This is a genomic window from Sinorhizobium fredii USDA 257, assembly GCF_000265205.3.
Lineage (GTDB): Bacteria > Pseudomonadota > Alphaproteobacteria > Rhizobiales > Rhizobiaceae > Sinorhizobium > Sinorhizobium fredii_B.
The window spans coordinates 1-12,667 of sequence record NT_187164.1 but is presented as its reverse complement, the minus strand read 5'-3'; the positions used below and the strand labels follow the sequence as shown (position 1 = coordinate 12,667).

The window sequence follows — 12,667 nt, the reverse complement described above, 5'->3', positions numbered from 1 at the left end:
CGGCCCGGTAGATCGCAGGCAAACGGAGCAGGCAGATGGCGAGAAAGAACCTACTGGCGGGTCTAGTAGACACAGCGGAAATCCCGCACGCAGACGTTGCGCCCGCCTACCCGATGCGCGGGGCTTCGAAGAGCATGGTGCGCTCGCTCGACGAGTTGTCGCGCCAGGCCGAGAAATTTCTCGAAGGAGAAACGGTCGTCGAACTCGACCCTGAGACACTCGATGGTTCGTTCGTCTCTGATCGCATGGGCGATAGTTCCGAGCAGTTCGAGGAATTGAAGCAGGCGATTGCCGAGCGCGGGCAGGATACGCCCATCCTTGTGCGCCCCCACCCGTCGGCAGCCGATCGTTACCAGATCGTCTTTGGACACCGCCGAGCCCGCGTTGCCCGCGAGCTCGGCCGCAAGGTTAAGGCGGTCGTCAAGGCGCTGGATGACCGTACGCACGTTATCGCCCAGGGACAGGAAAACTCGGCGCGCGCCAACCTCTCCTTCATTGAACGGGCGAACTTCGCCTCGCACCTCGAGAAGCTTGGCTATGACCGGACAATCATAGGATCGGCGCTTGCTGCCAATGCGGCCGCTATCTCGAAAATGATCGCCGTAATAGATCGTATTCCTGAAGAGACAATCGCAAGGATCGGGCCCTGCCCGGCGGTCGGCCGAGAACGCTGGGTCGAGTTGTCATTGCTTGTGGGTAAAACCGCCAACGAAGAGAAGGTGAAGGCAATCGTCTCTGATCCTTCCTTCAATGAACTGAGCACTGACGATCGCTTCAATGCCCTGTTTTCTGGTCTGAACAGCGCGGCGAAGCCTGTCCGGAAGACGACTCCAAAGATCCTGGAGAACTGGCAACCGGCGGACAAGACCGTCTCCGCTAAGTATTCGAACTCCGCCAAGGCGTTTGCCTTGTCTATGAAATCAAGGAATGCCGGCCCCTTTGGGCGGTATATTGCAGACAACCTGGACCGGCTCTATGCCGAGTTCCTGGAGCAGGGTAACCGGAAGGAAGACTGACGCAAAAGAAAAAGGCCCCCAGACGGTAACCATCGTGGAAGCCTCTCTCATCGTTTAGCAGCCTGAGAATCGCATTTCCACGAATCGCAGTCAAGAGTCTTTGGCACCGGAACGGGTGAGCGGACGTCTTTTGCCTGAGGATAGGTGAAAGAAGATGCAAGATGGAAGTGTGACGACGCCCTTCGGGCGGCGGTCGATGACGCTTGGCATGTTGGCAAGCCAATATATGTCGCGTGAACTCGAACCTGAAACATCGGCTGACAAGTGGAAGCTGTTTCGAGCGCTCTGCGAAGCTAAGCCGAAGCTCGGCATCAGCGAACGTGCGCTCTCTGTTATGAACGCACTTTTGAGCTTTTATCCCGAGACGACCTTGTCTGAGGAAAACGGCCTCATCGTGTTTCCCTCTAACATGCAGTTGTCGCTTCGTGCGCATGGCATGGCTGAAGCGACGTTGCGTCGCCACATCGCAGCGCTCGTCGACGCCGGCCTTCTGGCACGCCGGGATAGCCCAAATGGCAAGCGCTACGCCCGCAAGGACGGAGACGGTTCGATCGATGAGGCCTATGGGTTTTCGTTGGCTCCGTTGCTGTCACGCGCACGCGAGATCGAGCAAATAGCTGCCGATGTCAAAATTGAGCGACTGCAGTTGCGTAGACTTCGCGAGCGCCTGACGATCTGCCGGCGCGATATCGGTAAGCTGATTGAAGTCGCCATTGAGGAGGGAGTGGACGGTAATTGGGACGGAATTCACCAGCACTACCGCAGCCTAGTAGCGACCATTCCTCGAGTGGCAACGGCCGCGACCGTGGCCCCCATCCTCGAAGAGATGGAGATGTTGCGCGAGGAAATCTCCAACCTTCTGGAAATCAGGTTAAAAATCGAAAATTTGAGCGGCAATCCTGATCAAATTGAGCGGCACAAACAGAATTCACATCCCGAATCCACTAATGAACTTGAACCTCGCTCTCTAGAAGAGCAGGGCGAAAGGCCGAGCCCAGCCATCGAACCGCAACGGGAGCCGATGAAGGTGTTTCCGTTGGGGATGGTGTTGCGGGCTTGCCCAAGCATCTCAGATTATGGCCCCGGAGGCGTAGTTGCGAGCCCGCGTGACCTGATGCAGGCCGCAGTGGTCGTCCGCTCGATGCTCTGCGTCAGTCCGTCGGCCTACCAGGATGCCTGTGAGGTTATGGGGCCCGAGAACGCATCCGCTGTCATGGCCTGCATTCTGGAGCGGTCAGGGCACATCAAATCGCCCGGCGGATATCTCCGCGACCTAACGTCTCGGGCAAAGCGGGGCGAGTTTTCGCCGGGGCCAGTGTTGATGGCACTGCTGAGGGCGCGCGGCGGAAGTGATCGATTGGCCTCCTGACCGAAGAACCCGCTTAATCGGCGGGAACCAATCCCCTCAGCTCTTGGGCGACCGCTTGTTGTCGGCTGACAAAATCGGCAGATTGCGACGTCGAGTCAACCGACTAGGAGAAGTTATGACGCTGTCGTTTATGGTGGTCTCAGTAGGGGGAGCAACTCCAATGGTCCGCGTCGGTACGAGGACTTCACAGTGCAGGTAGGGACATTCGATGGCAATATGGACGACACCAAAGTCAGGGACAAGCCCGACCAGTCCGCAGCTCCCTCGGCATGGTGTCCGAGAAGTTGGCGGAGGCATTCGAGCATCAGACCAGAGATGTTGCTTGAGCGCCAGGACGATGCTGTGAAAGGCCAAATGCTACACCAGATCTTGATTTTGGTTGGTTGCGAAGCAAGGGGATGACTATTGCTTCCTCAAAACAGACTGTAAAAAGTTGTCAGCTGACAAAAACGGAAATTTGCGCAAATTAATCAAAGCGTTAGTTCTAAACAGTCTTCGTTTGCTGTTGAAGGGAGGGGTTCCGTCGAACTTTCGAGGCGTTGATCGCCTGTTTGTAGGACGCGAGTCGTAAAGTCGTTGTAGCCAGTCCGTAGGTGACCGCCGACAGGAGATAGGAGGGCGCGTTTCGTCATTCTGCCAGAATGACTGTCACACTTCCAACAGAGCATTAGTTATCGCTTGGCCAAGCGTATTTCATGCGGCTGGTAGCGCTCGCCGGTCGATATTTGCTTCATTTGGTAGATGCGGAACACCACCGCGCTGTTGGTTCCGGCCTTCCATGAGCCAGCGTTTCAAGGCGATCGCCGGCCGGCAGATCAAGAGCACATGTTCGTCATCATCGCTCGTCGTCGTTTTGGTGCGGTCGAGGCGGATTGAAACGCAGGGTGGGGCAGGGGAGGCTTCGTCGGTTGGCACGGACCTGTTCCTGGTCGGTGAGACATCAACGTGTGACGCTCTGATTGACCGGCCGCGGTGGTCCCTGGGACCTTCGTTCGCTATTCGATGTTCTACCGTATGTTCCTGCTCAATTAAATGTTCAGAGGCGGGAAGGGGTCCTGAGTTCGATTGACGCAGCGCGCTTACGCTTCGCCAATTTGGTACAGTCCGGCGGGTTGACGAGGGCCCGTAACGAAGTTCGGGGGCAGCGATGGCAACGGTACTGTCGGCATTCCATGAAGGCCTTACCACGGCGGAGATCGGGATGTGCAAGGAGGAAAATCCCTACCCACAACAGCGACTGGAACGCAGGCTACGACGCTGCCACGAAGGCAGGCGAAGCAACGAAACTCGACGACAAATAGGGTCGTGCCCCTTGCCAGCGTGCCCCGAGCAGCCTCGGCGACGGGCTTTTCCGTACGTTCCCGCGCTCACACGATTAGATGCGCTCGAAGGCAGCTCCACTGCTTTCAAGAAGCGCGGCGGATCCTGAAGACCATTATGTTCGGCTCCTATGCCTGCGACGCTGTAGTCGATCCCCACACGACGTTGGGCGGTTTTCGGACTTCGGAATTCTCGTCCTCGTCAGCGACCGCAAGCTCGCTGAGCCGCAATACTCGAACAAGGCCTCCGACCGGTTGAAGTGGGACACGGTCATATCGACGCCGGTCGCGGCTGATCGCGCGCGGTGCGAGAAAGATCAACAACTAACTCGCCAAGGGAAAATTCGTCTTCGTCGATATCCTGCGCGAGGGAATTGTGCTCTACGAACTCGAAGAGCGCCCGCTCGCGGTATGGCGGTGCTGTTCGCGCGGCCAAGCTTTGACGAGCCGCTGTCCCGGTGTTCGGCCAAGTCGCGCAGGAACGTCAGGCTATGCGAGAGGAGGGCCGTGGTTCGTCAGGGTTAGTAGCAGAGTGGGATAAGCGCCCTCAACGGCACGGGGGCAGGAACGCCGCGTGTTTGTCCCAGTCGCGGGAGATTGCCACACGGCTAAGCTCAAGCAACCGTTGGGCTCGGCTGTGTTGCCTGTCGAAATGCTCCCTTGCCATTTTGAAGTCTCGGAGGAAGCGCTGTACTGGCTGATGGAGCGCGCCGACTTCCTGCTTCGGCAGTAGAAACCATCTTACCGCGAGCGTCTAGCGGTACTCGAAGGGGCAGCGGGCCGGGCAGACTGATCTGTACGTGGGCAGATCAGGTGGCGCGGGAGCATGATCCTCGAACGGGTTCCTCATCCAATCGAATACGTTCAGGACGAGCGCATCGAGGTCGGCCGCGCCCGGCGTAACCGCGCCGGTGAGCGCGGCGATCACCGTTGCCTAGAGAAAGGCAGTCAGCGCGAGCATCGCCGTGTCGCGCGTCGGCATCGAGGGCGACTCAGGCACCTAGCCCACGACTCGCGACGACGAGTTCAGCCGCCAGAGCCAACCTTGCGGGGCTCTGCGGAAAGCGCGCCTCGGATGAGCCTCTGCGGCAAATGGAGGTCTCACCTGGCGCCGGACTTCGACCCGTGCACGCTTGGGTTCCGAAAACTCAGTGATCTTATCTGCACGACAAATCAGTTCGACGTGTGGCAAGCCGAGGATGCTCCCGTCAGCATCACGGCTGAAACAAAGAGGCAAAAAGTAGCGTCTATGGCGACGAAGATCGCTTGCTTGGGCTGGGCAGTTGCGTCAACGTTCGGGCTGCTTTACCCGGAGCGGAGAAGCGTCTATCTGTGCGCGCGTATACGAAGCGAGCCTCGCCCGCCCTGTGGCGGTACGGCAAATGATCGAAGGAAGGCATGATGGCGACCGGAACGGTAAAATGGTTCAACGCGACGAAGGGCTTTGGTTTTATTCAGCCGGACGACGGGAGCGCCGATGTCTTCGTCCACATTTCAGCGGTGGAGCGGGCTGGCCTGCGGGAGCTGAAGGATGGGCAGAAGATCAGTTACGAGCTGGTAAAGGATCGTAAGTCCGGCAAGATGTCGGCTGACAATTTGCAGGCCTAGGCCGCCCCTTCCTCACAACGCGAGCTTTCTGGAATAGCCCGGGGGTTGCTCGGTCTTTTTCCATTTGGAAGCATGCGGCGACCGGAAACAGTGCTGCACCCAGCTTTCGACGCCGCGTGAACACTCTTGAATTCATGAACCAGCCTCTCAAGAGCGAACCAGCCCGATGCGGCTCGCCTCGTCCAGTAGTGCTCGGACGGAAGACGGTTGCCATTTGCGGCCGCCACGTGGCGGTCGCTCCTGCATCTGGTCCAACTGGGCGGCAATGTCGCGCAGCGACAGATCGGGATCGGCGATGGCGATCCCGGCAACCAGCCGCATCAGATGATCCTCGGGCGGCCGGCGCGGCGATCGGGCAAGCAGTTCCGGTTCCGCGAGCTTTTCGCGCACCAGCCGGTGGACCGCCCGCCGCAACCGTTCGACGGTCCAGTCGTGCCCCCCGCGATTGAGGATCCGCACGACATTGTCCCAACTGTGTCGCGGGCGCAGCCGCCGGACTGTCGGCAGCCAGGTCTGCGCTGACACAATCAGTTCATCGAGGTAGGCCCGCTCGCGCGCCGCTGAGACCGCGCGGATGGCTTCCGGCCGGCGTTCTCGAAGCCCGGGATTGCCGGCAAGCCGGCCGCGCGCCTTGGCGGCCTGCATACCGGACTTGGTCCGCTCCGCGATCAGCGCACGCTCGAGCTGGGCGACGGCGCCGAGCACCTGCAAGGAAACATTCCCTGCGGCGTCGAGGTATCGATCGGATCACGCAGCGAGCGGAAATGCACGCCGCGCTTCTCGAGGTCTTCGATGACGTCGAGCAGGTGGCTGACCGATCGGGCCAGACGGTCGAGGCGAACGACGACGAGGACATCGCCCGTGGCAAGGTCTTTAAGAAGCTTCGCAAGCACCGGCCGCGCGCGTGATGCGCCGGATCCGTGCTCTTGGTGGATGCGGTGGCAACCGGCCGCCCGCAATTCGTCGACCTGAGCGTCGTTGAGCTGATCCTCGGTCGAAACACGGGCGTATCCGATCAGCCTTTGCTGCAGGGAAGGAGAATTGAGGTTTGCAGCCGTTGCCATCGGATTTTTCGGCCGTTTCGGGGCGGTTTGTACAAATGAAACATGTGTGAGAAAACGTTCCTTTGCAAGCGTGTTTTATGGTCTGAATGGAAGCCCGTCAGATTCAAAATACCGCAGTGGACGAGTGTCGGGTCATGAACATAGGCTAACGCGCGCCAGCGGGCTTCTGTGGCGGAAATGCCGCGAGTTCGGTTGTTTTGAAGGCAGCACGTATCGCGCTGGTGTTTCAGGCGGCCTTTGAGATGGAAAAATGACTGAGGAAAGCTCTGCCGCCTACCGCTCGGACGAGGGCCCTTCCATTCGATCCGGCAAATGAGTCTGCCGAACTGGGTTGAAAAGCGGCTGAAAAGCCCGGTTTCCTAGGCAAATCCACTGATCCAGGACGACTGACAATGGTCAACCAGACCGCCAAATCCATCGCTATCGATACTTGGTCCCTATCGATAGTGATTGCGCGCGGAAATCGGCGTCTGAATGACGGAAAGATGATTACTGTTAGCTTCCGTTTGAGTGATTTCTGGAGTTAATTCACATGGTTAACTCTTCGTGAACTCGACCTTGCGCTGGCACTTGTCCTAGGTCGGAACCGCGTGGAGAGTTGGCCGTCTACTGGCCGCCTCTGTCCTGCGCCAGCCCGGCGTAACAACCGCGGCACATCTCCCCGATCAAATCTCGGCGATGCTGAAGCGGCGTCTCGTCGGCCGACGCACCCCTTCTAAGCCGCTTGCATTACGACCGCGACAGCCGGTTGCTCGCCATCGCGCAGGGGCTGGTCGCGGCCGCCGAGCTTGGCGAAGGAACACGACCGCAGGCGCGGTCGCGGTAGATGATGGAGCGCAAGCTCGCCGGCCGGCGCGCCTCCTCACGACTGGGGCGATGATCGAACTCGTCATCGCCAAACCGTTCGCCGGCGCCGGCATGGTCGCAACAACCCTCGAGGTGACGCCGCAGAAGGCTCAGCTATTAACCCGGTCGGGTTGGTTCGTTCAAAACCTGGGCCAGAATATGCGTCAACGTTCAGAGAGATCAACCGCTATAACATCGATTAGCTTATTACCGCCTAACCCAGCGGTCACGGCCGCCGCGCGCGCGTCGCACAGGGTAAGCAGTCCAGCAAAATTGACGTTCTTTCCAGCAACCTTTTTTGCGAAGGCCCTGCGCTTCACTTTGCCGGTTTTCGAGTCGATTTCCTTCTTCAACGGCTTTGCAGCATTTGCCAGCAGGTAGAAGCCGGTATGAGAGCCATTCTCATGCATGTACTGGTTAGCGAGTTGCGTCTCGATCTTGTTGACCAGAGTGTTCCCGTTCCAGTGGTCCGCGTCGGCCAGTTTGATTTCCACGGAGATCAGGCCGAATTCAGGATTTCTTGAGTGAACTCTAAGGTCCGGCCGGTTTTCCACCGCGACCTCCTGCTCTCTGATGACTTCGTAATGCGAACTGCCGATCTCGCGCATGCGCGCGGATAGCCAGTTGCGCAAGTCGTCTTCCGTGGCCCGGTCATCTCGAAACACGAAACTCTCGTCGTCGTCAGAATGGTGGAGCTTCTCAAGCAGGGCGACAATCTGTCGTTTCACCAATGCACGAAATTCGGGCACGGAGGCCGGCGCCTTTGTGAACAGATTAACAAAAGAGAGCGCGTCCGCGATTGTCAGGGTTGGTCGGCGGACTGAAGCGCGAACCATCTTGTCGCGTTGGTACAGGAACGTGTCGGGGTGTTGTCTTAAGGACGGGTCGGAAGCAAGCCTATCTGTAGCCGCTTGCCAACATAACGGCTCGTGCTCGCCAACATCGGCATTTTCTGCTCAGATTATCTGACAATGGAGAGCGCGTCCTGCTCACGCTCTTTGCCAACGTGCTCGCCAACATCCGAGGCTGCTCGCAAATGACGGCCACGTGCTCAGATTAATTGCCAGCGAGGAAGGCGCGGATATCTGACGGCCGAGCGTTCAGGTGGGTGACCAATGCCGCCGCATCGTAGCCATTTCGGGTCAACGTCGGTTCGAGATCGTCGATGGCGCGAGACAGGATCTGCTCGACGATCTCGGCGGTGACCGGCTTGGCGCCGAGGCGAAAGCCCTGTTCGAAGGCAAGGGTTAGATGCATCTCGATCTGAAGCGGCGTGCGTAGCCGTTCGGCGATGAGGTCGATGGCGTCTTCCTCGAGGAGTTCGCCAACCTTCACGCCTTCGGCTGCACAGGCGCCGAGCAGCCATGCGACATAGTCGCGGCGCGCGGAACCGATCCCCTCGTAGTCGAAAATGGTGGTTCGATAGCCGATCTCCTCCATTTGCGGACGACGCAGATCATTGCGAAGTCGAGGATGGCCGACAAGCAGCACGGAGAGGAGCACGCCGGCGTCGGCAACCACCTCCATCAGGCGCTTCAGGCCGGTTAGGGTCTTGTGGTGCAAGTCATGGGCCTCATCGACCACGAGGACGACTGGCCGTTTGCCCTTTTTCATGATGTCGCGCAGGTCGCGCTCCCGCCGCTCGGCCTGCTTGGGGATCTTCACCTGCGCGCGATCGCCGGGCGACAAATCGTAGAACAAGGCTTCAATGAGCGATGGCAGCGAAGTGCGTCGCTTGTCGACCGCCAACGACTTGGCGAGCGCGACCTTGCCGGCTTTGGTGAGTTCGGCCTCGATACGCCGCAGAAGGTGCGTTTTTCCCGAACCGACCAGGCCGGAGACTACGACAAGCCTGCCGGTCTGGACGGCTGCGCAAACCTCGCGAATGATGGTACGCTGATGCTCGGTCTCGAAGTTGCCGGCCCCCTGGAAAGGTCGGTCGAGGCCGTAACTGGATTGAACGTCAGCGAGCATCATTCTTCCTTTCGTCGCGCCTGGAAGCGTTCGCGGATACGGGCTGCGATCGCCTTTTTGTCGAGTGTTTCTCCGAGCAGTTCATCGATGAAGGCGCGATCGCTGGGATTCATCGCGCCAATCGGCCGGCCGAGCTGGTCGGCAATCGCCCCACGAGCTGCAAGGCCACTTCCATAGGCGGTCTCTATTGCGGGTTCCGGAAACGGTGTGCGCCGTACGCTCAGCCCAGCGGCGGTCGGGGGCAGCGAGGGCAATGGGCGATCCCCGCCGGTGACCGCGGCGCGGGGGAGCCCCAGTTTGTCGGCGAGCCGGACAACCTTGTCGAGCCGCTCTTCGATCTTGCTCTTCTGGTATTTGCGATAGCGAAACAGGGGAACCGCCCCGCGCGAAGGCTGGAATGGGCCGAAGCGTTTGCCCTCATACTCGACGAACAATTCCTGATCGAACAGGCCCCAGAGCAAAGTCACTGTTTCGCCGGCAAGTTCGGGCTCGACCTCATAGGATGCGCCCTCGACCGATACGGTCGCGTCTCCAGCAACGGTCCGTCGCTCCGGTTCGCGCGCAAAGGCGCAGAACCGTTCCCAGGAGCACATCGCCCGCACGCCATCAGGGGAAAGATGCCGCAGCCAATCCTCAATGCGTGCATGCGATTCGGTGCGGTGTTCGCCGTTGTTGTAGGTGATTAACGCGCGCCTGAACCAAAGGTTGGCTTCCTCTTCGTCCTTCGGTTTGTGGAAGTGATAAAGGGTCTCGTGCACTTCCTTGATCGTACGAAACGGCCGTTCGACCTTGCCTTTGGCACGCGCTGGCGTACGTCGCTCGCTGTCCGACGGGGGCATATGCGTGAGAACCCTGACACCGAGACTGCCCATGACGGATTGGAAGACGCGCGAGCGGCTCACCGGCCCGTTATCCATATGGATCGTCGTTGGGATCCCCTGAAGCGGCAGTTCCGGTTCGGGCTTGGTGGCGAAGGCATTGTAGAGGAACCGCAAGGCAGACTCCGCGTCTTCGCCGTAGACGCAGCGGTATTCCTGATAGCTCGCGCCAGAGCGATCATCGACAACCGAGAACAGCATCAGGATTGGCCGGCCGCGCCCTTCCTCGACCCAAAGCGGTGCTTCCACCTGCTTCAGATCGGACGGGCTCATGTCGAAGTGCCACAGTTCGTTGGAGCGCCGCGCCTGGAAGCGGACGGCGGCCACCGGGCGGGTGACGCGCCTATAGTCGAGGCCGCAAACGTGCAGCAGCCGATCGACCGTTGCGCGTTTCAGCAGCCCGGGCGGCGCACGCACCAGGCCATCGGGCGTCTCCACCCCGTCGTCCTCAAGCAGCTTTATGGCGCGCGCCGTGGAGATGTGCCGCCCCTTCCGGTTCGCCGTCCTGATCTTTAGGGCGGCGATGATCTCGGCATAGGTTTCCATCTCCGGCTGCGGGGCGATCCGGGAGGTTCCATGATCGGCGCGTCGTACGGATTTCGGGCGGTTCAATTCGCGCAGCGCCCGATAGATGGTCCAGATCGAAAAGCCGTAGGCATCGGCAGCGCGTGCGACAATCTCGGTGCGGCCTGGATCTCTGGGGGAAAGCAGCGACAACCGGCGTCGAATATCGACAAGAGCCTCGCCGGGCGGCCGCTTCCTCCGCTCAGCCATGGGCTTCCTCGGATTCCACTATTTTGGTGACGCCACCCTTCTTGCCGATATGGCGATAGAGGGTTGCCACCGAAACTCCCATGCGCTGAGCAATATTGCGGACAGGTATGCTTCCTTCCTTCATCAGGGCGCGCGCGGCGGCAATATCACTCGGGCGCATCGCGGGCGGGCGGCCACCCTTACGGCCACGTTGCCGCGCCTCGACCAGTCCAGCCGTCGTGCGTTCACGGATCAGAGCGCGTTCAAATTGGGCGATCGCACCGAAGACATGGAATGTCAGCATGCCGCCCGGCGTCGTCGTATCGATGCTCTCGGTCAACGACACGAGCCCGATCTTCGCGCGCTCCAGCTCTTCCGCGGTCGCAATGAGCTTCTTCAACGATCGCGCCAACCGATCGAGTTTCCAGACAACGAGCGTGTCACCCGTGCGAAGCACGTCGGAGAGAATTCTGCCCAGTTCCGGGCGGTCATCCGCAGCGCCGGATCCACGCTCGGTAAACACCTTCTCGCAACCGGCGCGTCTCAGGGCCTCAAGTTGAAGCTCCGGATTTTGATCGATCGTGCTGACCCTGGCGTACCCGACCCGCATAGCCACCCTAAAGTTCTCGAAAGTCGTCGAGAACGTAGCATTTTGCGACAGAGGTATCCAGAACAGTTTTGAGAAGACTCTGTGACATCATTTGAGGTTGAAGGAGGCTTTCGCTGTGGATTACTCAAAAACGGTCGTTTATGACAAGGCACCCGAGGAACCCCGGTTGTGAGCCTGACGGTCGAATAGTTCCGCCTATGGGCGGGGGGAACAGGAGCACTGGAAACCGCCGGGGCTCTAGTCGCCGCTGGATGAAAGTTCCGTGGCAGGTCATCTTCGTTTCGGAAACCTACCAACCTACCTGCGGTTGGGATAGATTGTCAGGCTTGCGGCGTGAAATGTCCGATCGAGTTCGTGGCGGCGGTTCGAGGCTCCCTTCTTCGCAACCCTTGATGATGTGGACGCCCCCGCGCCGGCGGTTGCCGCTATGATGCCGGCCAGTTACCCGCAGCAAAAGAGGAGCGTTGACAATGCAGATCACGACCGTTGGATTGGATTTGGCCAAGAGCGTGTTTCAGGCGCATGGTGTCGATGAGACAGGCGCAACCGTGCTGGTGAAACGGCTGCATCGCAAGCAGATGCTGCCGTTCTTCTCGAAGCTGCCACCCTGCCTAATCGGAATGGAAGCGTGTGGCACAGCGCACCATTGGGCTCGGACGCTCGCCGCCATGGGGCACGAGGTCCGGCTCATTCCCCCATCCTACGTGAAGCCCTATGTCAAACGCGGCAAGAGCGACGCGCTGGATGCCGAGGCAATCTGCGAAGCCGTGCAGCGCCCGACGATGCGGTTCGTGCCTGTGAAGACGGTGGCGCAGCAGAGCATTCTCATGACGCATCGCGCCAGGTCGCTGCTCGTTCGCCAACGCACCATGGTCGCAAATGCGTTGCGGGCGCATCTGGCTGAACTCGGCTTAGTCGCCAATCCAGGCATTGCCAATCTGGCAAAGTTGGCGCAGCAAGCGCTGTCTGGCGAGAGCAGCTTGCCCTCCTATGCCCGGACCACGCTGGACATTCTGATCCGGCAGATCCTGGTGTTTGCCGATGAGATCGCTGCGCTGGATCAGCAACTTCTCGCTTGGCATGCCGACAGCGAGGCCAGTCGCCGGCTCTCCGCTATCCCCGGCCTCGGCATAGTCACAGCCACGGCGGTCGCCGCCACCGTCACCGATCCCGAGCAATTCCGCTCCGGCAGGCAATTTGCCGCCTGGCTCGGCCTGACGCCGCAGCAGT

At 59.8% G+C, this 12,667-nt stretch carries 9 protein-coding genes and 3 pseudogenes; 7 read left to right on the top strand and 5 right to left on the bottom strand.

Translation table 11 applies throughout. The features are described 5' to 3' along the window. The first annotated feature begins 35 nt into the window (after positions 1-35). The 5 genes and pseudogenes from repB to USDA257_RS32240 all read left to right on the top strand — a co-directional run bounded on the left by repB (position 36) and on the right by USDA257_RS32240 (position 5,312). Positions 36-1,016 (top strand): plasmid partitioning protein RepB, encoded by a 981-nt coding sequence (repB, locus tag USDA257_RS32255; protein WP_014858028.1) that lies wholly within the window; start codon positions 36-38, stop codon positions 1,014-1,016. 154 nt (positions 1,017-1,170) lie between these two features. Further along, positions 1,171-2,385: a plasmid replication protein RepC gene (repC, locus tag USDA257_RS32250; protein WP_014858027.1), complete on the top strand. Its 1,215-nt coding sequence runs from the start codon at positions 1,171-1,173 to the stop codon at positions 2,383-2,385. A 1,378-nt stretch (positions 2,386-3,763) separates the two neighbouring features. Next, positions 3,764-4,146, top strand: a pseudogene (locus USDA257_RS38190) (hypothetical protein); the annotation flags it as partial. Between the two features lie 384 nt (positions 4,147-4,530). Beyond that, positions 4,531-5,106: an OST-HTH/LOTUS domain-containing protein gene (locus tag USDA257_RS38660; protein WP_158499791.1), complete on the top strand. Its 576-nt coding sequence runs from the start codon at positions 4,531-4,533 to the stop codon at positions 5,104-5,106. After that, the gene (locus USDA257_RS32240) at positions 5,106-5,312 is read left to right on the top strand and encodes a cold-shock protein (protein ID WP_034859522.1); all 207 of its coding nucleotides are present in this window, start codon (positions 5,106-5,108) and stop codon (positions 5,310-5,312) included. The genes USDA257_RS38660 and USDA257_RS32240 overlap by 1 nt, the downstream gene beginning before the upstream one ends. Positions 5,313-5,459: 147 nt before the next feature. Here USDA257_RS32240 and USDA257_RS32235 read toward each other — a convergent pair. After that, positions 5,460-6,376 (bottom strand): annotated as a pseudogene (locus USDA257_RS32235) (recombinase family protein). 733 nt (positions 6,377-7,109) lie between these two features. Between USDA257_RS32235 and USDA257_RS38925 the strand changes: the two are divergent. Beyond that, positions 7,110-7,336 (top strand): annotated as a pseudogene (locus USDA257_RS38925) (RHE_PE00001 family protein); the annotation flags it as partial. 50 nt (positions 7,337-7,386) lie between these two features. Here the strand turns inward: USDA257_RS38925 and USDA257_RS32230 are convergent. The 4 genes from USDA257_RS32230 to USDA257_RS32215 all read right to left on the bottom strand — a co-directional run bounded on the left by USDA257_RS32230 (position 7,387) and on the right by USDA257_RS32215 (position 11,437). Continuing rightward, entirely contained in the window at positions 7,387-8,058 is a 672-nt protein-coding gene (locus USDA257_RS32230) for a hypothetical protein (protein ID WP_014330220.1), read from the bottom strand. Positions 8,059-8,278: 220 nt separating this feature from the next. Then, positions 8,279-9,199 carry an ExeA family protein gene (locus USDA257_RS32225; RefSeq protein ID WP_014858020.1) on the bottom strand — a complete coding sequence of 307 codons (921 nt, stop codon included), beginning with the start codon at positions 9,197-9,199 and terminating at the stop codon, positions 8,279-8,281. Further along, positions 9,196-10,848 carry an IS481 family transposase gene (locus tag USDA257_RS32220; RefSeq protein WP_014330218.1) on the bottom strand — a complete coding sequence of 551 codons (1,653 nt, stop codon included), beginning with the start codon at positions 10,846-10,848 and terminating at the stop codon, positions 9,196-9,198. The genes USDA257_RS32225 and USDA257_RS32220 overlap by 4 nt, the downstream gene beginning before the upstream one ends. Next, on the bottom strand, positions 10,841-11,437 hold the full coding sequence (locus USDA257_RS32215) for a recombinase family protein (RefSeq protein WP_014330217.1): 597 nt from the start codon (positions 11,435-11,437) through the stop codon (positions 10,841-10,843). The genes USDA257_RS32220 and USDA257_RS32215 overlap by 8 nt, the downstream gene beginning before the upstream one ends. Positions 11,438-11,907: 470 nt before the next feature. Between USDA257_RS32215 and USDA257_RS32210 the strand changes: the two genes are divergently transcribed. Then, a partial coding sequence (locus USDA257_RS32210) for an IS110 family transposase (RefSeq protein ID WP_041415764.1) occupies positions 11,908-12,667 on the top strand: 760 nt, incomplete at its 3' end.

Coding starts and splice junctions, on each gene's coding strand:
- USDA257_RS32240 (WP_034859522.1), top strand. CDS start 5,106: ATGGCGACCGGAACGGTAAAATGGTTCAACGCGACGAAGGGCTTTGGT.
- USDA257_RS32215 (WP_014330217.1), bottom strand. CDS start 11,437: ATGCGGGTCGGGTACGCCAGGGTCAGCACGATCGATCAAAATCCGGAG.
- USDA257_RS32225 (WP_014858020.1), bottom strand. CDS start 9,199: ATGATGCTCGCTGACGTTCAATCCAGTTACGGCCTCGACCGACCTTTC.
- USDA257_RS32220 (WP_014330218.1), bottom strand. CDS start 10,848: ATGGCTGAGCGGAGGAAGCGGCCGCCCGGCGAGGCTCTTGTCGATATT.
- repB (WP_014858028.1), top strand. CDS start 36: ATGGCGAGAAAGAACCTACTGGCGGGTCTAGTAGACACAGCGGAAATC.
- USDA257_RS38660 (WP_158499791.1), top strand. CDS start 4,531: ATGATCCTCGAACGGGTTCCTCATCCAATCGAATACGTTCAGGACGAG.
- USDA257_RS32230 (WP_014330220.1), bottom strand. CDS start 8,058: ATGGTTCGCGCTTCAGTCCGCCGACCAACCCTGACAATCGCGGACGCG.
- repC (WP_014858027.1), top strand. CDS start 1,171: ATGCAAGATGGAAGTGTGACGACGCCCTTCGGGCGGCGGTCGATGACG.